This is a genomic window from Candidatus Omnitrophota bacterium (assembly GCA_014728045.1).
Taxonomy (GTDB): Bacteria; Omnitrophota; Gorgyraeia; order Tantalellales; family Tantalellaceae; genus WJMH01.
In genome coordinates this window covers 73,527-91,964 of record WJMH01000015.1, presented here as the reverse complement: position 1 = coordinate 91,964, position 18,438 = coordinate 73,527, and the positions used below count along the sequence as shown (strand labels likewise).

Below are 18,438 nucleotides of genomic sequence, written 5' to 3'. Positions count from 1 at the left end.
AACGAAGCCCCTAGATACAAGCAAGGGGCTTTTTTTAAAGCGCATATCATGAAGAAGAAAAAAGCAAAAATAGTACTGGAAGACGGGAAGATATTCAACGGGTTTTCCTTCGGCGCAGAAGGCGAGACCTCGGGAGAGGTCGTCTTCAATACAAGCATGACAGGCTACCAGGAGATAATCACCGACCCTTCCTATAAGGGGCAGATTGTTACAATGACATACCCTCTTATAGGCAACTATGGTGTTAACGATGAGGATGTCGAGTCCAGAAGGCCGAGCGTTGAGGGTTTTGTCGTCAAGGAATGCAGCCGCGTGACCAGCTCCTGGCGCAGCCAGATGGGTCTTGGACAGTATCTGGAGCGCAACGGGATACTGGGCATAGAGTGGGTGGATACCCGCGCCCTTACAAAACATATTCGCCAGAAGGGTTCGATGAAGGCGGTGATCTCCACTACGGACCTTGATGACGCGAGCCTTATCGAGAAGGCCCGGAAGTCTCCCGGGATAGTGGGAAGGGATCTCGTGAAAGAGGTGAAGTGCGAGGAAGCCTTCCAGTGGAACGAAAAGGGAAAATACCACGTCGCGGTCCTGGATTGCGGTGTCAAATTCAATATCCTGAGAAGGCTGGCCGAGAACGACTGCCGCGTGACCGTGTTTCCCCCGGAAACCAGCGCGGAACTGATACTTGATGCCTCTCCGGACGGCATCCTGCTCTCCAACGGTCCCGGTGACCCCGAGGGGGTCCCGTATGTGGTGGAGACCGTAAAAGAGCTTCTGGGTAAGCTGCCTGTTTTCGGAATATGCCTGGGGCACCAGATGCTGGGGTTGGCCCTTGGAGGCAAGACCTACAAACTCAAGTTCGGTCACCACGGCGGCAATCACCCGGTAAAGGACCTTAAGACCGGCAGTGTCGCTATTACGGTGCAGAACCATAATTTTTGCGTTGACCTCGATTCACTGCGGGAAGCGGATGTTAAGGTGACGCATATCAACCTGAACGACAACACCGTTGAGGGCATGAGGCACAGGAAAATGCCCGTGTTCTCGGTGCAGTTCCACCCCGAATACGGTCCCGGACCGCATGACTCGGCGTACCTTTTCGGGGAGTTCGTACATCTCATGGAGGGAAAGAGTGCCTAAACGAACCGACATAAAGAAGATACTCATAATCGGCTCCGGCCCTATCATAATAGGCCAGGCATGCGAATTCGACTATTCCGGTACGCAGGCCTGCAAGGCGCTGAGAGAGGAAGGATTCGAGGTAGTCCTCATTAATTCCAATCCGGCGACCATAATGACCGATCCGGAGCTGGCGGACGTAACCTACATAGAACCTATTACTCCCGAGGTGGTAGAAAAAATTATCGAGAGAGAGAAGCCTGATGCTCTTTTGCCCACTCTCGGCGGTCAGACCGGTCTGAATACGGCCATGAAGCTTTTCGAACTGGGGGCCTTGGAAAAACACAATGTCCAGATGATAGGGGCCAATTACGATGCCATCAAAAAGGCCGAAGACAGGGAACACTTCAAGAAGGCCATGCAGAAGATAGGCATGGACCTGCCTAAAAGCGCTCTTGCCTATAATATGGAAGAGGCGCGGGAGGCCCTTGAAACCATAGGCCTGCCCGTTATCATAAGGCCGAGTTTCACGCTGGGGGGGACCGGCGGAGGCATCGCCAATACCCTTGAGGAGTTCGAGAATATCGCCGCCCTTGGCCTTAAGAACAGCATGATAAGCGAGATACTCATAGAGGAATCCGTGTACGGCTGGAAAGAGTACGAGCTTGAGGTCATGCGCGACAAGAAAGACAATGTCGTGATAATCTGTCCCATAGAGAACCTTGACCCCATGGGGGTGCACACCGGCGACTCCATAACGGTCGCTCCCGCACAGACACTGACGGACGTGGAATACCAGAAGATGCGTGACGCGTCACTGGCTATCATACGTGAGATAGGTGTTGAGACGGGAGGTTCGAACATACAGTTCGCGGTGAATCCCGCTGACGGCAGAATGGTGGTCATAGAGATGAACCCCCGTGTTTCAAGGAGTTCCGCACTGGCGAGTAAAGCCACCGGCTTTCCCATCGCCAAGTTCGCCGCCAAGCTGGCGGTGGGATACACTCTGGACGAGATACAGAACGATATAACAAAAGAGACCCCGGCCTCCTTCGAGCCTACCATTGACTACTGCGTGGTGAAAATACCAAGATTCACTTTTGAGAAATTTCCCGAGGCGGTGGACATATTAAGTATCCAGATGAAATCCGTGGGCGAGACCATGGCGATAGGGCGCACGTTCAAGGAAGCGCTCCAGAAAGGCCTCAGGGGGCTTGAGATCGGTCACATCGGGCTCGATAACAAGCTGGATTACAGGGACATATCCCGGGAGAAGATAGACAAAAGGCTCAGTGAACCTAATGCCTCGCGCATATTCTACCTCAAATACGCGCTTCAGAAGGGTTACAGCGTCGAGCAGATATGCGGCCTTACCGGCATAGACCCGTGGTTCGTTGAGAATATCAAGGATATCGCCGAGCTCGAGCAAAGCATCAGCTCAAAGGACCTTTCTTCATGTGATACCGACATCCTGCGTCTGGCGAAGCAGTATGGTTTCAGTGACCGCCAGATAGCTCAACTGACCGGAAGCGACGAGTTTACCGTGCGCGATGAAAGAAAAAAGCGCGGCATCGAGGTCACCTATAAACTGGTGGATACCTGCGCGGCCGAGTTCGAGGCTTACACCCCTTATTACTATTCGACCTATGAGGACGAGGACGAAATCCGCCTCTCGGATAAAAAGAAGATAATGATCCTGGGTGGAGGTCCCAACCGGATCGGGCAGGGCATCGAATTCGATTACTGCTGCTGTCATGCTTCTTTTTCGCTCAAGGAGCTCGGTTACGAGACGATCATGGTCAACTCGAACCCCGAGACGGTCTCTACCGACTATGATACTTCCGATAAGCTCTATTTCGAGCCCCTTACTTTCGAAGATGTGATGAACATAATAGACAAGGAAAAGCCCGACGGGGTCATAGTACAGTTCGGCGGACAGACCCCGCTGAACCTTGCAGACATGCTTTCAAGGGCGGGAGCGCCCATTATAGGCACTTCTGTCAAATCCATACACCGCGCTGAGGACCGGGACCAGTTCGCTAAGCTCCTGAACAAGCTTGGCATAAAGCAGCCCGCCAACGGATCCGCGACCTCCAAAGAGGAAGCCCTCAAGATCGCGAAAAAGATAGGTTATCCCGTGCTGGTAAGGCCTTCGTTCGTTCTCGGCGGCAGAGCCATGAAAATAGTATATGATGACGCTTCCCTGGAGGGTTTCATACAGGAAGCTCAGGAAGCTTCCCCGGAACACCCGATACTCATAGACAAGTTCCTCGAGGATGCCGTGGAGGTCGACGTTGACGCGGTCTCCGACGGCGATAGGACAGTGGTCGGGGGTATCATGGAGCACATCGAAGAAGCAGGGGTCCATTCGGGAGACTCGGCCTGCGTTATACCACCCCATACTCTGAGCGACGAGACGGTCGATCAGATAAAAGAATGCACCCGGGCCATCTCACGGGAGCTTTCGGTCAAGGGACTTGTTAATATCCAGTTCGCGGTCAAGAAAGATGTTATCTATGTACTTGAGGTCAATCCCAGGGCGTCACGGACCGTGCCGTTCGTGAGCAAGGCCACGGGACTTCCCATGGCAAAGGTCGCCTCCAAGGTAATGGCCGGGAATACGCTCGATATGCTCGGCATAAAGGATGGGAGGGAGCCCACCCATATGTCTGTTAAGGAATCCGTACTCCCGTTCACCAGGTTCAGCGGGGTGGATATACTCCTCGGACCCGAAATGAAATCGACCGGGGAAGTGATGGGGGTCGATTCCTCCTTCGGTAACGCTTTTTTCAAGGCTCAGCTTTCCGCGGGACAGGTGCTGCCTTTTGAAGGCAAGGTCTTTATTAGCGTGAAGAACGACGACAAACGCAATATTGTATTTATCGCCAAGAAGCTTTTCGATCTTGGCTTCGATATTATCGCTACCAAGGGCACCACAAAGGTCCTCAAATCCAACAATATCGAAGCAGAACTTGTCGGCAAGGTCAGCGACGGCGACATGAGGATACTTGACCTGATAAAGAAAGACGAGCTCAAACTTATTATCAATACCCCCTCAGGCCCCCGCGGCCAGTCGGACATGAAGCCCATAAGGAGCAGGGCGGTAATGCACGGCATTCCCTGTATCACGACCATTCAGGGCGCACAGGCGGCCGTCAACGGCATCGAATCGATATTGAAGGGCAAGCTCAAGGTCAGGTCTATACAGGAATTCCTGAAAGAGACCGCAACCCAGAGGTAGAGATGTCCAAGAAAAAGTACATATTCATAACAGGCGGAGTTGTTTCCAGTTTAGGCAAAGGGATAGCTTCCGCTTCCATCGCAAAGCTCCTCGAGGCAAGAGGGCTCACAATATCCATAATAAAATGTGATCCTTATATAAACGTGGACCCCGGTACGATGAGTCCTTACCAGCACGGCGAGGTCTATGTCACCGACGACGGCGCCGAAACCGACCTTGATTTGGGGCATTACGAGAGGTTCACTGAAGCGCGCCTGGGCAAGGATAATAATATCACGACCGGGAAGGTATATTATTCGGTCATATCAAAGGAACGCAAAGGATCCTATCTGGGCAATACGGTCCAGGTTATCCCTCATATAACGGATGAGATAAAACAGGGTATCCGCAAGGTCGCCGAGGAAGACGACGTGGACGTTCTTATTGTTGAGATCGGGGGCACGGTCGGTGATATCGAAGGCCTTCCTTTTCTGGAGGCGATAAGACAGTTCTCGATAGAAGAGGGCAGGGATAATGTCCTTTTCATACATCTGACGCTCGTCCCCTTCATAAAGAGCGCCGGGGAGATGAAGACAAAACCCACCCAGCACAGTGTCGGAAAATTGAGAGAGATAGGTATCCAAGCGGATATACTTCTGTGCCGTTCGGAAAAACCGCTCAGCAAGGAGGCAAGGGAAAAGATAGCCCTTTTCTGCAACGTCAAGAAGGAGAAGGTCATAATGGCCCTTGACGTGGACACCATATATGAAGTGCCCGTTATGCTAGGAAGACAGGGGCTTGACAGACTTATACTCGACCGGTTCAGATTGAAGGCCAAAAAGGGTAACCTCAACAGCTGGAAAGACAGGGTCATAGAAAGGATAAAACGCCCTTCGAAGGGCGAGGTCAATATCGCCGTGGTGGGTAAGTACATCACCCTGCAGGACGCCTACAAATCCATCTACGAAGCGCTCATCCACGCAGGGATAGCCAATGACCTCAAGATGAACATCGAAAGGATAGATTCTGAAGACCTGACCGATTCGAATGTCGGCAGGAAACTGGGTAAAGCCGACGGCATACTCGTTCCCGGAGGCTTCGGCTACAGGGGAATAGAGGGCAAGATCAGGGCTATTAAGTATGCCAGGGAGAACGGCGTTCCTTTTTTCGGCATCTGCCTGGGAATGCAGACGGCGGTCATAGAGTTCGCCCGGAACGTATGCGGCATGAAAGGCGCCAATTCCACCGAATTCAACAGCAAGACCAAGTATCCTGTCATCAGTCTGCTCGAGGAGCAGAAAAAAGTGAAGGCAAAAGGCGGGACCATGCGCCTGGGCGCGTATAAGTGCAGCCTGGTCAAAGGCACCAGCGCCTTCAAGGCCTATAAAAGATCTTCCGTCTCCGAAAGGCACAGGCACAGGTACGAGTTCAACAACGAATACAAGAAGCGGATGAATAAGAAGGGTCTTGTATGTTCGGGCATCCATCCCGACCAGCGCCTGGTCGAGATCATCGAGATCAAGGACCACCCCTGGTACGTGGCCTGCCAGTTCCATCCCGAGTTCCAGTCCAAACCTGACAGATCTCACCCCCTTTTCAGGGATTTCGTTAAGGCCGCCGCCAAGAGCCGGCGCTAAACCCCGCCCGTTTTTGGTATTAATGATTTGATTTATTGGTCTTGATGAAGTAATATAGTTGAGAACGGTCCGTTTTTTTTGTGCAAAGCGATAATCCCGGGAGGCAAGATGAAAAAAGCGATAGCTTTACTCCTTCTACTGACCTTTCCGCTTTCAGGTTGTGCGGTCTTTCAGTCGAAAAAGATAGACAAACTGGATGAGCGCGTTACTTCCGTCGAAGAGAAGCAGGAAGCTCTTGAGGACAGGCTGGCCACCGATGAGGAGCCCGAGTACCGTACCAATATCGAGCCCAAACGCAAGTCTCCGGCTAAGGCAGGCAAGACCAAGGTCACCCTGTCAAAGAAGGAAATACAGACAGCCCTTAAGAACGCGGGTTATTATTACGGAGCTATTGACGGCAAAATAGGAAGGCTGTCGCTTAAAGCTATAAAACAGTTCCAGGAGGATCACGGCCTCAAGGTGGACGGCATTGTGGGGCCCCGGACCACTAAAGAGCTTCTCAGGTATCTTTCCGAAGAGAGCATCAAATAGTTAAGGCGTCCGGTTGGGTAATTGATTCATAGGAGCGCTTCACTTAAAAATGGCGGGATCAAGGAGGTCTTGGGCATGAAGAAGATTTTTCTGGTCGAAGATGAAAAAATGGTGGCTGATGTTATCGCCAGGTTCTTCGAAAAAAAGGGTTTTGAGGTCGATGTAGCTTATGACCTGCCCACGGCAATGGATATGTACGACCCCGAAGCATATGACCTGGTCCTCTTGGATATCAATCTGAGAGAAGATACCAGTTTCCCTCTCCTTGAGAGGATCAAGAAGGAGCACCCGGAGATCCCCGTTCTGATATTCAGCGGATATGACTCCGAGGAGAACATTAAAAAAGCCAAATCCCTCGGCGCGGACGGTTTTATACCCAAACCCTTCCGTATAGAGTTTTTGAAGGACTTTCTTTTCCCGAAGATAGAGGCAATGCGCCGTAAAAAGCCGGAATAGGGGTCGATCGCTTCAAGATCACCCAAAAAGTACGCTTTTTACTTGACTCACAGGTCCTATTCGTAGATAATAACTGACTAAAGGAACAAAGGCGTTCTTTCCTTAGAGGAAGAACGCCTTTTTTTTATGCTGTTTATGCCTGAAAAGGCATCCCAAAACATACATTTCCCGGTCTTTTAGTGGACAATTCGCTATATAGAATTTAAAATAAAGGAAAAGATGTCAAAAGTAACAGTGGAGGTGGAGAAAATGACCAACGGGGCAAATTATGTATCGAAGGTGTTCGAGGAGGTGCTTAGACGCAATCCCGGCGAGACCGAATTCCTTCAGGCGGTAAAAGAGGTGCTTGATTCGCTCATACCGGTAGTTGACAGGCACAAAAGATACGAGGAGGCGAGGATACTTGAGCGCATCGTCGAACCGGAAAGGCAGATAATGTTCCGGGTGCCCTGGCAGGATGACCAGGGGATGGTGCACGTAAACCGCGGTTTCAGGTTCGAATTCAACAGCGCTCTGGGACCTTATAAGGGCGGCCTGCGGTTTCACCCGACGGTGAACCAGAGCATCCTTAAGTTCCTCGGTTTTGAACAGATTTTCAAGAATTCCCTTACCACTCTTCCGATGGGCGGAGGTAAGGGCGGTTCCGATTTCGACCCAAAGGGTAAATCGGACGCGGAGGTAATGCGCTTCTGTCAGTCTTTCATGACGGAGCTTCAGCGCCATATAGGACCGGATACCGACGTGCCCGCCGGTGACATAGGTGTAGGCGGTCGTGAAATAGGCTATATGTTCGGACAGTACCGGAGGATACGTAATGAATTCACCGGTGTTCTCACCGGAAAGGGCCTTAACTGGGGAGGATCCCTGATAAGACCCGAAGCTACCGGTTACGGTGCGACGTATTTCGCTGAGGAGATGCTCAAGATGCGCGGTGACAGCATGAAGGGTAAGATCGTTGTTGTCTCCGGGTCCGGGAACGTGGCTCAGTACACGGTGCAGAAAGTGAACCAGCTTGGTGGCAAGGTCGTTTCCCTGTCCGATTCGAACGGATCGATCCATGACCCGGACGGCATAGATGATGAGAAACTCGCTTTCGTTATGGAGCTTAAGAACGTAAAGCGCGGACGTATCAGAGAATATGCCGAAAAGTACGGATGCGAATACAAGGAAGGCGAAAAACCCTGGTCTATCAAATGTGACTGCGCTTTCCCGAGCGCCACGCAGAACGAGATAGACGGTAAGGATGCCAGGACGCTTCTGGATAACGGCTGTATGCTCGTGAGCGAGGGGGCCAATATGCCCTCCACGCCCGAGGCGGTCGATCTTTTCATAAAAGAAAAGATACTCTACGGTCCCGGCAAGGCCGCCAACGCCGGCGGAGTTGCTACCTCGGGACTGGAGATGAGCCAGAACTCAATGAGGATGCCGTGGACCCGCGAAGAGGTGGACGAGCGTCTCAACGGTATAATGGTCGCCATACACAGGCAGTGTGTTGAAGCAGCTGAAGAGTACGGTCAGCCGGGCAACTACGTTATCGGCGCTAATATAGCCGGCTTCGTGAAAGTGGCTGATTCAATGCTGGATCAGGGGGTTATCTAATAACCTTTTGCGAGAGGATCGCCCGGGACCGGGAGGTTCCGGGCGATTTTTTTTGCATATCACTTTCGGCATGGTATCATAGTGTATGACAGCGAGCCGTAACAGAAGGTAGAGGCCTTGATATGGAGAATGTTTCATTCGGGATAGCTTTTCTGGCAGGGGTGCTTTCATTCCTTTCTCCCTGCGTGCTTCCGCTGGTCCCCGGTTATATCTCGTTCCTTTCCGGAACCTCCCTGGAGGAATTGAAGAGGGGAGCTCCCGAAAAAAAGGTTCTTGTAAAAGCCGGTATAGTATCGATATTCTTCGTTCTCGGTTTTTCAGTGGTTTTTACGGCCCTTGGTGCTTCAGCGACCTTTATCGGAAGGTTGCTTTCGGAATACCAGGGCCTGATCACCAAGATAGCCGGGGTGGTTATCGTTCTGCTTGGTCTTCATCTGGTGGGTCTATTCAATCTCAGCTGGCTGAATTACCAGAAAAAATTCGATATCAGTCCCGCGGCCCCGTCCCCGGCATCGGCTTTTTTTATCGGAATGGCTTTCGGGTTCGGTTGGACCCCGTGCGTGGGTCCGATACTCGCCGGCATACTCGCTATTGCCGCAACCCAGGAGACAGTGGTAAGAGGCGTTCTGCTTTTACTGGTTTATTCCATGGGTTTGGGGATACCTTTCATTCTTACGGGCTTCGCCGTGGGGGTTTTCATGAAGTTCTTTGAGCGTTATAAAAGGTTCATACGCACCGGAGAAGTTATAGCGGGTCTCTTTCTGATAATAGTGGGGATCCTGATATTTTTCGACAGTCTCGGCGTTCTTACCAGGTACATACCCGATGAATTTTACGGTTTTGCTAAATAAAATGGAGGAGGAAGCGGTGAAAAATAGATTTGTGATCCTGCCTTTGGTAATGCTTATACTGCTGGCCGGGGGCGTTCTCTCCTGTCAGAGTTCATCCGCGGTCAGTGACGGTCAGACGGCCCCGGACTTTACACTTAAAGATATAAGTGGCAATGACTTCAGCCTGTCGAACACAGAGGGGAAGGTGGTCATACTGGATTTCTGGGCGACATGGTGCCCGCCCTGCAGGATGGAAGTCCCTCATTTCGAGGCACTTTACAGGCGCTACAAGTCAGAGGGCCTTGTGATAGTGGGCGTGAGCCTGGACAGGGCAGGGGCGGCACCTGTCAGGGAGTTCGCCCGTGAAGCCGACGTAAGTTATCCCCTTGTTATGGGCGATCAGGCCACGGTCAGCGCATACGGCGGGATAAGGGGGATACCGACCACTTTCATAATCGATCGACAAGGCAGGATCGTCGAAAAGGTCGTAGGGTATAGAGACAGGGAATTTTTCGAATCTCGTATAAAAGACCTTTTGTAAAAAGTTTTTTCCCGCGGTTATTCCTTTTCGCGGAAGTTAGGTATCCGGGTATAAAAAAGGTACATTATCACCCTTGACAAATGATACTATCATGGTATCATTAAAGTGTGGAGTGAATAATGGCTTAAAAAAGGAGGAGCTTATGAATGTAACCTTGAAATTTATGTTGCGTCCGGTGACGCATTGCAAAGAGGGATGCTGTACCAGGTCCCGGGCATGACGTTAAACTGCCTTTGGACGCGATAAGAGAATAGCCCCGCATCGGGGTATGTTGCCGGTGCGGGGCTGGTTCGAATTAGGAGTGTCTCAAGAACGGGAATTATCAATATTATTTGTTAAATAACAGTAGAAAGATAATCCCAACTGACATAAAATAGAGTGAACTGATAGCGAGTTGATCCAATTATCAGAAAGGAGCATGGCCATGCAGAAATACAGATGTACTGTTTGCGGATATATCTATGATCCGGCGGAGAACGATAATGTTGCTTTTGACGATCTTCCCGATGACTGGGTATGTCCCGAATGCGGTGTCGGAAAAGACCAGTTCGAACCGGTCTAATTACCCCAATCAATTAAGAAGAATAGACGCATTTAGCCTGCCGGGCCGCAGGTCCCCGCAGGGCAAAGGAGGTCGCTATGACAGGGTTACGGGACTTATATTATTGTGAGGTATGCGGGCATGTCGTCGAGATAGCCAAAGAGGGGGCACCGTCACTTGTCTGCTGCGAGAAGCCTATGGTCAAGCTTGAGGCCAAGACAGAGGATAAAGGGCAGGAAAAACACGTTCCCGTGGTCAGTGAGACCGGTAAGGAGGACGTATCCTGCGCCTCCTGCGGGGAAGGGTCTGTCTGTATAGAGGTCAAAATCGGCAGCGAGCCGCACCCCATGGAAGAGGACCATTATATCAAGTTCATCGAGGTCTTGACGCAAGACAAGGTCATGAGATATGAGCTTAAGCCCGGCGACAACCCACAGGCACATTTCTGCTGCGTTTCAAAGGGTGATATAGTTGAAGTAAGGGAGTTCTGCAACGTGCATATGTTGTGGAAGGCTTAGAAGAGGACGAAAGGAGAAAACATGGAAAAGAGCGTGAAAGGCACACAGACCGAGAAAAACCTTCTTGCCGCCTTCGCTGGCGAGTCGCAGGCAAGGAATAGATACACGTATTTCGCCAGTGTGGCGAAAAAGGCCGGTTATGAGCAGATAGCCGCGATATTCCTGGAAACCGCCGAGAACGAGAAAGAGCACGCCAAAAGGTTCTTCAAATATCTTGAAGGAGGGGATCTGGAGATAACTGCTGCTTACCCCGCGGGTGTCATCGGCAATACGGCCGAGAACCTCGAGGCTGCAGCGGACGGCGAACAGCTGGAGTGGACCAGCCTGTACAAGGATTTCGCGGGAGTGGCCAGGTCTGAAGGGTTCGAAGAAATAGCCGAGCAGTTCGACGAAATAGGCAAGGTGGAGAAAGAGCACGAGGCCAGATACAGGAAACTCCTCGAAAGCCTGGAAAAAGGCACGGTATTCAAGAGGTCTTCAACCGTTAAGTGGCACTGCCGTAACTGCGGCTACGTGCACGAAGGGGAAGAACCGCCACAGGTCTGCCCGGCGTGCCGCCACCCGCAGGCTTATTACGAGGTGCTGGCCGAGAATTATTGAACACCAACCTTGAGGAGGTTTAGCCATGGCAAAGCAGTTCACAGGCTGCGAGATAGCCGAAATGGGCATAGAGATCGAGAAGAACGGCAGGGAGTTCTATCTTAACTTGCTGGAGAAGGCCGATACGGACGAGGTAAAGCAGGTTATGAGGGACCTGGCGCATCAGGAAGAAGAACACATAGAGGTTTTCAGGAAGATACATGACACCTCCTGTGACCGCCAGCCCAAGGGGGCTTATCCGGATGAATATTTCTCCTACATGAACTCACTGGCCGGGCAGTATGTTTTTACCCAAAAGGGTTCTGGATCCGAAATGGCGAAAAAAGTTGAGGACTGCCGCCAGGGTATAGAAATGGGCATAGGTTTCGAGAAGGATTCCATCCTTCTCTACCAGGAGATGCGCGAGCTGGTGCCTGATGATGACAAGCATCTCGTGGATGAACTGATAGAGCAGGAGAAGGAACATTTGCGGAGGCTGCTCGGATTGAAGAAGGGATGCAGCGAATGAAAAATGTGACCATTTACACCACTTCGACATGTCCGTACTGCAAAAAACTCAAGGAACATCTTAAGGATAACGGCGTGGATTTCGATAATATCGATGTTTCCCAGGATCAGGACAAGGTCCAGAAAATGGTCGATAAATCCAAACAGATGGGAGTGCCCGTTGTGGATATAGAAGGACAGATCATTGTCGGGTTCGATAAGGAAAAAATAGACGAGGCACTTGATCTTTAAATGCAGCGTTCTTTCCCTTCTTCCCGACCAAAGGAAAGCGGTATGATATGATATCAAAACAGAGGCTTCTTGCGGGCTTACATGAGCTTATTTACGTAGAGGAAGGGATGGTGACGGTCTTCACTAATTTCACCAAGGTGCTCGTCGGTGAGACCGAAGGCATCGAAGATGAGAAACGCAGAAAGATAGATAGCCTTATCTCTCAACTTCATCGTGACTCTTCCCGCCACAGGGAAATGGTCGAGGAGCTGTTACTCAAAATTGAAAAGGATTCGCGTGATGAATACTGATCACCTGCGCAAGGAATTCGAGGAGATCCTGGGCTATGAAGAAAGGGCCAAGAGTTTTTATGACCATTACATAGAACAGGTGGACGATGAAAAGATTAAACAGACCCTTTCCGAAATAAGGGATGACGAGAAACGCCACATCCAGATCGCCAAAAAACTCATAGAACTGGTCTCATGATGAAAGAACTCATCGCCGGCCACGCGCGAAAAAAGGACCTTATAAAAAGGCGGCTCAGGCAATTCAAGAAAACATGGAACGGAACTGAAAAGAAGATCTTCAGTGAGCTGTGTTTCTGTATATGCACCCCGCAGTCACGGGCGGTATACTGCGATAAGGCGGTCTCGCGCCTTGAGAGGAGCGGTACCCTTTTTACCGGCACCGTCCGACAGATAAGAAAAGGCCTTGAGGCGGTGCGCTTTCCGAATAACAAGGCCAGGTACATAGTCGGAGCTAGAAAGCTCTTCACCACCGACGGTTCTATCAGGATCAAGGATAAAATAGACCCGGGCGATATACTCAAGACCCGTGACTGGCTCGTGATGAACGTGAAGGGTCTCGGATATAAGGAAGCGAGCCATTTCCTGAGGAACATAGGATTCGGCAGGGGGCTTGCGATACTGGACGTGCACATAATCAGGAACCTCATCAGGTACGGGGTTGTTGAAGAAGCCCCATCCAATCTATCAAGGGCCAGATACCTCCGGATCGAGGAGAAGATGAGGAAGTTCTCCCAAAAAATAGATATACCAATGGAAGAACTTGATCTATTGTTCTGGTCAGAGGAGACCGGGGAAATATTCAAGTAGGAGGCTGAACATGCTCAAGAGGACCTTTTTCTTTGCTGTGGTCGCATTTATGACACTCATGCTTCTGCGCGGTGCTCTGGCGGTGGATTACAGATTATATTACCCTCGGCAGGAGACAGAGCCCGTGCCCCAAAAGGTCCAGGATTTCATAAGGGACCGTGTTGTCTCAGAACAGCGGGAAAATGGTTTTTTCACAGTATACGATCCCAGGATAGAACGCCAGAGAAGGCTTTACGTGCTTAAATTTAATAAGGGCGTCAGCAAGACCCTTGTGACGGTCGAGGGTGAGGAGAAAGAGTACTACTATTCAAGCGCTATATTCCGGGACCTTGACAACAATGAACAGCTTAAGGTCAGCGTGTACGTTGAGATAGAAGATGACGGCACCATGAAGGTGGTCTCCAGGGAAATCGACAAGGTCGGCGGCAAGAAGCGCTGATAAGGCGTTATGGCCACAAAATATCATGAAACTGATAACAAGAGACACAGATTATGCTATCCGCGCGCTCTGCTGTATCGCCGGGGCGAGGGAGAAGACGCTTTCGGTAAGGGACCTCACGGGGAAGCTGGACATGCAGAGGCCGTTTCTGAGGAAGATACTCCAGAAGCTCAATAAAGAGGGTTTGCTTGATTCTTCAAAAGGGCGCGGCGGGGGGTTTACCCTGGCGCTTGCGCCTGAAAAGATCAGCGTTTACTCGGTCATGAGGGTCTTCCAGGGACCCTTCAGTATAAGCGAGCACCTTTTCAAGGGCAAGACATGCCAGTTCATAGAGACTTGTTTCCTCAAAAAGAAGCTGGATGAGCTGGAAAGGATCATTACCCGTGAGATGAAAAGTATCACGATCAGGTCGCTTCTTAAAAAAGGCCCGGACTTTACCGGCGAGGTATGACCAGGAGGTGGAATAATGATATCAGATAATAACAAAGAACCTCTCAGCTCCAGAGCGCTCGATCTGGCGGAGGTCATTGACTACCAGCCCGGAGCTGTGGTCAGCCGTACGCTTATAGACAAGCCCGAAGGGACGGTCAGCGTGTTCGCTTTTGAAGCGGGTGAGGGGCTGAGCGAACATACCGCTCCGTTCGACGCGCTGGTAGGAGTCATAGAAGGAACCGGAGAAGTGGTCATATCTTCAGAAAAACATGATCTTAAAAAAGGCCAGATCATAATCATGCCCGCCAACAGGCCACATTCAGTAAAAGCAGCGAGCAGGCTCAAGATGATGCTTGTTATGATCAGGGGCGATTGAACCGTCCGTAACTGAAGGACGCCCACAGAACGATATATACGGAGGCATTCAGATGAAAAGGATATTCAACTGGCGGGTCGGCATGGCGCTGGCTCTTATCGCGCTTTCAGCGGCCTTGTATTACACCCACTTCAGGATATTCCATGATGCCCACCATATCTTCATATACCTGTTAGGGGATATCGCGTTCGTCCCGGTGGAGGTCCTGCTCGTTACGCTGATAATACACCATCTCCTGGAGAAACGCGAGAAGAGGCACCTGCTCAACAAGATGAACATGCTCATCGGCACCTTCTTCAGTGACGTGGGGACAGACCTTTTGAGGATCTTTTCCGGGTTTGACCGGGATTCGGAGGCTCTGAAGAAGGCGCTGAGACCGGATTCGGAATGGACACACGGGGATTTTGACTCAGCGAAAAAACTTGTTTCCCAGCACGGGTTCAGCCTTTCGGTTAACGCCGGCGAACTGGTGGAGGTTCGGGACCTTTTATCCGGTAAAAGGAACCTTTTAATGAACCTTCTGGCCAATCCGAACCTTCTTGAACATGACTCGTTCACCGATCTTCTCTGGGCGGTCTTCCATCTGGCGGAGGAACTCCAGCACAGGGATGATCTCGCCGAAGTCCCGGAAACCGATCTTGAACACCTGGCGGGGGACGTTGAACGGGCGTACGGGCAGCTTTTATATGAATGGATAGATTATATGAGACACCTCTCGAAGTCGTACCCGTATCTATTTTCACTGGCGATGCGGACTAACCCGTTCAAGGGGAGGATGACCGCAGAGGTCCATTAAGCTTGAAGCGGTATTATCCTCTCATCAAGGGCCTCTGAAGATGCCCTGACCCTGATTTTTCTCTTGTAATAAGGCAGAATCTTGATAAAATAAACCTCTAAAATCTGTTCTTGTTCAACCATAATTAACACGGTAAGGAAAGGTGATGAAAAATGCATAGCTACAAGGATCTTGGTCTAACTCCCACTAAAGAGATGTATGTAAAGGCAATTGACGGCAAATACGCCGTTCCGGGTTATAATTTCAATAACCTGGAGCAGCTTCAGGCCATAATGACTGCATGTATAGAGACCGCCTCGCCCGTTATCCTACAGGTATCTTCCGGCGCCCGGAAGTACGCCAACCAGACGCTTCTGAGGCACCTGGCGAACGGTGCGATGGACCTTGTTAAAGAAGCGGGGGCGAATATCCCTGTCGCTCTGCACCTGGACCACGGGGATTCCTTTGAATTATGCGTATCCTGCATAGAGACCGGTTTTTCTTCGGTCATGATAGACGGCTCGTCCCATTCATTCGAGGATAATATAACGTTGACGAAGAAGGTCGTTGATTATGCCCATAAGCACGGCGTTTCGGTAGAGGGGGAGCTCGGGGTGCTGGCGGGGATAGAGGATGAAGTACAGCATGAGGTGAGCCATTACACGAAACCCGAGGAGGTCGAGGAGTTCGTTGCAAAGACCGGGGTGGACAGCCTGGCCATATCCATCGGCACATCCCACGGAGCTTACAAATTCAAGCTAAAACCAGGCGAAGAGGTTCCACCGCTCAGGTTCGATATACTTGAAGAGGTGGAGAAGAGGATACCCGGGTTCCCGATAGTGCTCCACGGGGCCAGTTCGGTTATACCCGAATACGTGGATATAATAAACCGTTACGGCGGTAAACTGGAGAACGCCTGCGGTGTTCCGGAAGACCAGCTCAGAAAAGCTACACAGTCGGCGGTATGTAAGATAAACATTGATTCCGACGGCAGGCTGGCCATGACCGCCAAGGTTCGCGAAGTCCTAGCCACCAAGCCGGAAGAGTTCGATCCGAGGAAATACCTCGGTCCGGCCAGGGACGAACTCATCAAGATGTACAAGCACAAGAATGAGAACGTCCTGGGAAGCGCGGGCAAGGCGTAAGTAGCCCGGAGGGCAAGATCACACAGGGGCGGACGGTCATGTCCGCCCCTGTTTTTTTTGCGAGCTTATTTTATCAGGTTTCATATTTTTCAGTAAGGCGTGCGTAATATCCGGCGGCTTCTTTATTGCCGCGCTTTAGCGCTCCTGCGGAAAAAACCCTGCACTTGTCGCGAAGTTCATCAAGTGTCGCCTCGTGGTAAGCATCAGACAACACGTCCGCATCCAGCATTTTTTCAAGGGCCCTTATCCTGTACCTGTCCAGACCCCATACGCTCGAGGAAAGCTGGTCCGGTCTGCCCCCGTCCTTGACGGTAAGATATTCTGGTATGAGTTTGACGGGATAGATACTGGTGGCCCTCAGCCAGAAATCGTAGTCTTCACAAGCTTCCAGGTTCTCGTCGAAATTCCCGACCCTTCGGAAGACCTCCCTTTCGATGACCGCCGTAGAAATGCTTATGCAGCAAAGAGGCAGGGCTTTGAGATAGACACTGCCGGTGGGTTTTTTGTGTTTTTTCTTCTGGTTAAGAAGCTTTCCCTTGCGGTACCATATCTCTTCGGTATGGAATATCTTTATTTCCGGGAAGCGGTTAATGTAGTCGACTGCTCTGTTGAGCTTCTCGCTTACCCAACGGTCGTCCGAATCCAGAAAAGCGATATAACGCCCGGCAGCCAGTTCCAGGCCCCTGTTGCGGGCGCGGGAAACGCCTTCATTATCCTGCCGAAGATAAATTATGCGCCTGTCGGTGTATCCGCGTATGAGGTGCTCGGTACCGTCACTTGAACCGTCATCGACGATGACCAGCTCCAAATCCCCGAACGTCTGATCCAGGACCGAATCAACGGCTTTTTTGAGCAGATCATGCCTGTTGAAAGTGGGTATTATGACCGAAAAGAATGTTTGTCTCATCATGCCTTTATTATATAATAAAAATACGCGTTATCGCAAAGCGAGTGTTTATTTCCGGCGGGTTGGCCGGTAACGGAGGGAAAGAGGTTTTAATGTCTCCTGCAGGCAGATTCATCTATTACATAGCCATTGCCATAATACTGGCCGCTTTATTTTACCTCTATTTAAAGTGGTTCGAAAGAAGCAATATCTACTTTCCCACACGCCAGATGGATGCCACTCCAGCGTCCGTCGGTCTTAGTTACCAAGAGGTGGATTTTACCGCGGCTGACGGTGTCAGCCTGAACGGGTGGTTCATTCCCGCCCGGGGAAGCGCAAGGGCGGCGGTCCTCATATGCCACGGGAACGCGGGCAACATAAGCCACAGGTTGGGGATCATGCAGATGTTCCACCGGATGGGGCTTGACGTTTTCATATTCGATTATCGCGGGTACGGGAAAAGCTCGGGAAGCCCGAGCGAGGAGGGCCTGTACCTGGACGCCGAGGGGGCATACAGCTATCTTGCGAAAGAGAAAGACCTCGGCGCGCACCGTATCGTTCTATACGGAAAATCCATCGGCGGGAACGTTGCCATCGACCTGGCGGTCGGGGTGGATGCCGATATCCTTATTGCCAACAGCGCTTTTACTTCAACGCCGGATATGGCCCGGGAGATATATCCTTTTCTGCCCCTGGGGAAATTCATAACGCAGAAGTTCGACGCATCCTCCAAGATCGGCCTGGTTAAATGCCCCAAGCTCTTCGTGTACAGCAAAACCGATGAGATCGTGCCTTATTCCCACGGTGAAAGACTTTTCAGTAAAGCACTTCCGCCGAAGGAACTTCTGACCGTAGAGGGAGGGCATAACGACCCATTGTACGATGATCCGGATTTCAGGGATGGGATCGATTCTTTTTTGAAAAAACATGGTATATGAAAGAAAGGAAGATAATGAGA

23 protein-coding genes are annotated in these 18,438 nt (G+C 51.0%); 22 read left to right on the top strand and 1 reads right to left on the bottom strand.

Annotated features, from left to right (window positions below):
- Positions 1-48: 48 nt before the first annotated feature.
- The 21 genes from carA (at position 49) to GF409_05470 (ending at position 16,594) form a co-directional block, all read left to right on the top strand.
- Positions 49-1,140, top strand: a complete 1,092-nt coding sequence (carA, locus tag GF409_05570) for a glutamine-hydrolyzing carbamoyl-phosphate synthase small subunit (protein MBD3426680.1) — start codon at positions 49-51, stop codon at positions 1,138-1,140.
- Complete coding sequence (gene carB / locus GF409_05565; GenBank protein MBD3426679.1) at positions 1,133-4,360, top strand: carbamoyl-phosphate synthase large subunit; 3,228 nt, start codon at positions 1,133-1,135, stop codon at positions 4,358-4,360. Before carA ends, carB begins: the two co-directional genes overlap by 8 nt.
- Before the next feature lie 2 nt (positions 4,361-4,362).
- A complete protein-coding gene (locus GF409_05560) occupies positions 4,363-5,976 on the top strand; it encodes a CTP synthase (protein MBD3426678.1) in 1,614 nt (537 codons plus the stop codon).
- Positions 5,977-6,084: 108 nt separating this feature from the next.
- Positions 6,085-6,507, top strand: coding sequence for a hypothetical protein (locus GF409_05555; protein MBD3426677.1), 423 nt, complete (start codon positions 6,085-6,087; stop codon positions 6,505-6,507).
- A 75-nt stretch (positions 6,508-6,582) separates the two neighbouring features.
- A complete protein-coding gene (locus GF409_05550; GenBank protein ID MBD3426676.1) occupies positions 6,583-6,963 on the top strand; it encodes a response regulator in 381 nt (126 codons plus the stop codon).
- 249 nt (positions 6,964-7,212) lie between these two features.
- Positions 7,213-8,562 (top strand): NADP-specific glutamate dehydrogenase, encoded by a 1,350-nt coding sequence (locus GF409_05545; protein ID MBD3426675.1) that lies wholly within the window; start codon positions 7,213-7,215, stop codon positions 8,560-8,562.
- 122 nt (positions 8,563-8,684) lie between these two features.
- Complete coding sequence (locus GF409_05540) at positions 8,685-9,413, top strand: cytochrome c biogenesis protein CcdA (GenBank protein MBD3426674.1); 729 nt, start codon at positions 8,685-8,687, stop codon at positions 9,411-9,413.
- A complete protein-coding gene (locus GF409_05535; GenBank protein MBD3426673.1) occupies positions 9,388-9,933 on the top strand; it encodes a redoxin domain-containing protein in 546 nt (181 codons plus the stop codon). Before GF409_05540 ends, GF409_05535 begins: the two co-directional genes overlap by 26 nt.
- Before the next feature lie 424 nt (positions 9,934-10,357).
- Positions 10,358-10,495 carry a rubredoxin gene (locus GF409_05530; GenBank protein ID MBD3426672.1) on the top strand — a complete coding sequence of 46 codons (138 nt, stop codon included), beginning with the start codon at positions 10,358-10,360 and terminating at the stop codon, positions 10,493-10,495.
- A 77-nt stretch (positions 10,496-10,572) separates the two neighbouring features.
- Positions 10,573-10,992, top strand: a complete 420-nt coding sequence (locus tag GF409_05525) for a desulfoferrodoxin FeS4 iron-binding domain-containing protein (GenBank protein ID MBD3426671.1) — start codon at positions 10,573-10,575, stop codon at positions 10,990-10,992.
- Positions 10,993-11,013: 21 nt separating this feature from the next.
- The gene (locus tag GF409_05520) at positions 11,014-11,592 is read left to right on the top strand and encodes a rubrerythrin family protein (protein MBD3426670.1); all 579 of its coding nucleotides are present in this window, start codon (positions 11,014-11,016) and stop codon (positions 11,590-11,592) included.
- Between the two features lie 25 nt (positions 11,593-11,617).
- The gene (locus GF409_05515) at positions 11,618-12,100 is read left to right on the top strand and encodes a hypothetical protein (GenBank protein MBD3426669.1); all 483 of its coding nucleotides are present in this window, start codon (positions 11,618-11,620) and stop codon (positions 12,098-12,100) included.
- Positions 12,088-12,330: an NrdH-redoxin gene (locus tag GF409_05510; GenBank protein MBD3426668.1), complete on the top strand. Its 243-nt coding sequence runs from the start codon at positions 12,088-12,090 to the stop codon at positions 12,328-12,330. The genes GF409_05515 and GF409_05510 overlap by 13 nt, the downstream gene beginning before the upstream one ends.
- A 47-nt stretch (positions 12,331-12,377) precedes the next feature.
- The gene (locus GF409_05505; protein MBD3426667.1) at positions 12,378-12,620 is read left to right on the top strand and encodes a hypothetical protein; all 243 of its coding nucleotides are present in this window, start codon (positions 12,378-12,380) and stop codon (positions 12,618-12,620) included.
- The gene (locus GF409_05500) at positions 12,610-12,798 is read left to right on the top strand and encodes a hypothetical protein (GenBank protein MBD3426666.1); all 189 of its coding nucleotides are present in this window, start codon (positions 12,610-12,612) and stop codon (positions 12,796-12,798) included. Before GF409_05505 ends, GF409_05500 begins: the two co-directional genes overlap by 11 nt.
- Positions 12,795-13,427, top strand: a complete 633-nt coding sequence (locus GF409_05495; GenBank protein ID MBD3426665.1) for an N-glycosylase/DNA lyase — start codon at positions 12,795-12,797, stop codon at positions 13,425-13,427. Before GF409_05500 ends, GF409_05495 begins: the two co-directional genes overlap by 4 nt.
- Before the next feature lie 10 nt (positions 13,428-13,437).
- On the top strand, positions 13,438-13,866 hold the full coding sequence (locus tag GF409_05490; protein ID MBD3426664.1) for a hypothetical protein: 429 nt from the start codon (positions 13,438-13,440) through the stop codon (positions 13,864-13,866).
- A 25-nt stretch (positions 13,867-13,891) separates the two neighbouring features.
- A complete protein-coding gene (locus tag GF409_05485) occupies positions 13,892-14,317 on the top strand; it encodes an Rrf2 family transcriptional regulator (GenBank protein ID MBD3426663.1) in 426 nt (141 codons plus the stop codon).
- Positions 14,318-14,332: 15 nt separating this feature from the next.
- Positions 14,333-14,674: a cupin domain-containing protein gene (locus tag GF409_05480; protein MBD3426662.1), complete on the top strand. Its 342-nt coding sequence runs from the start codon at positions 14,333-14,335 to the stop codon at positions 14,672-14,674.
- 52 nt (positions 14,675-14,726) lie between these two features.
- Positions 14,727-15,470 (top strand): hypothetical protein, encoded by a 744-nt coding sequence (locus GF409_05475; protein MBD3426661.1) that lies wholly within the window; start codon positions 14,727-14,729, stop codon positions 15,468-15,470.
- 152 nt (positions 15,471-15,622) lie between these two features.
- Complete coding sequence (locus GF409_05470; GenBank protein MBD3426660.1) at positions 15,623-16,594, top strand: class II fructose-1,6-bisphosphate aldolase; 972 nt, start codon at positions 15,623-15,625, stop codon at positions 16,592-16,594.
- Positions 16,595-16,667: 73 nt separating this feature from the next.
- Here GF409_05470 and GF409_05465 read toward each other — a convergent pair whose 3' ends face one another.
- A complete protein-coding gene (locus GF409_05465; GenBank protein ID MBD3426659.1) occupies positions 16,668-17,504 on the bottom strand; it encodes a glycosyltransferase in 837 nt (278 codons plus the stop codon).
- On the opposite strand from GF409_05465, the gene GF409_05460 reads away from it, so the two are divergent.
- Positions 17,489-18,418 carry an alpha/beta fold hydrolase gene (locus tag GF409_05460; protein MBD3426658.1) on the top strand — a complete coding sequence of 310 codons (930 nt, stop codon included), beginning with the start codon at positions 17,489-17,491 and terminating at the stop codon, positions 18,416-18,418. The genes GF409_05465 and GF409_05460 overlap by 16 nt on opposite strands.
- Positions 18,419-18,438 lie beyond the last annotated feature (20 nt).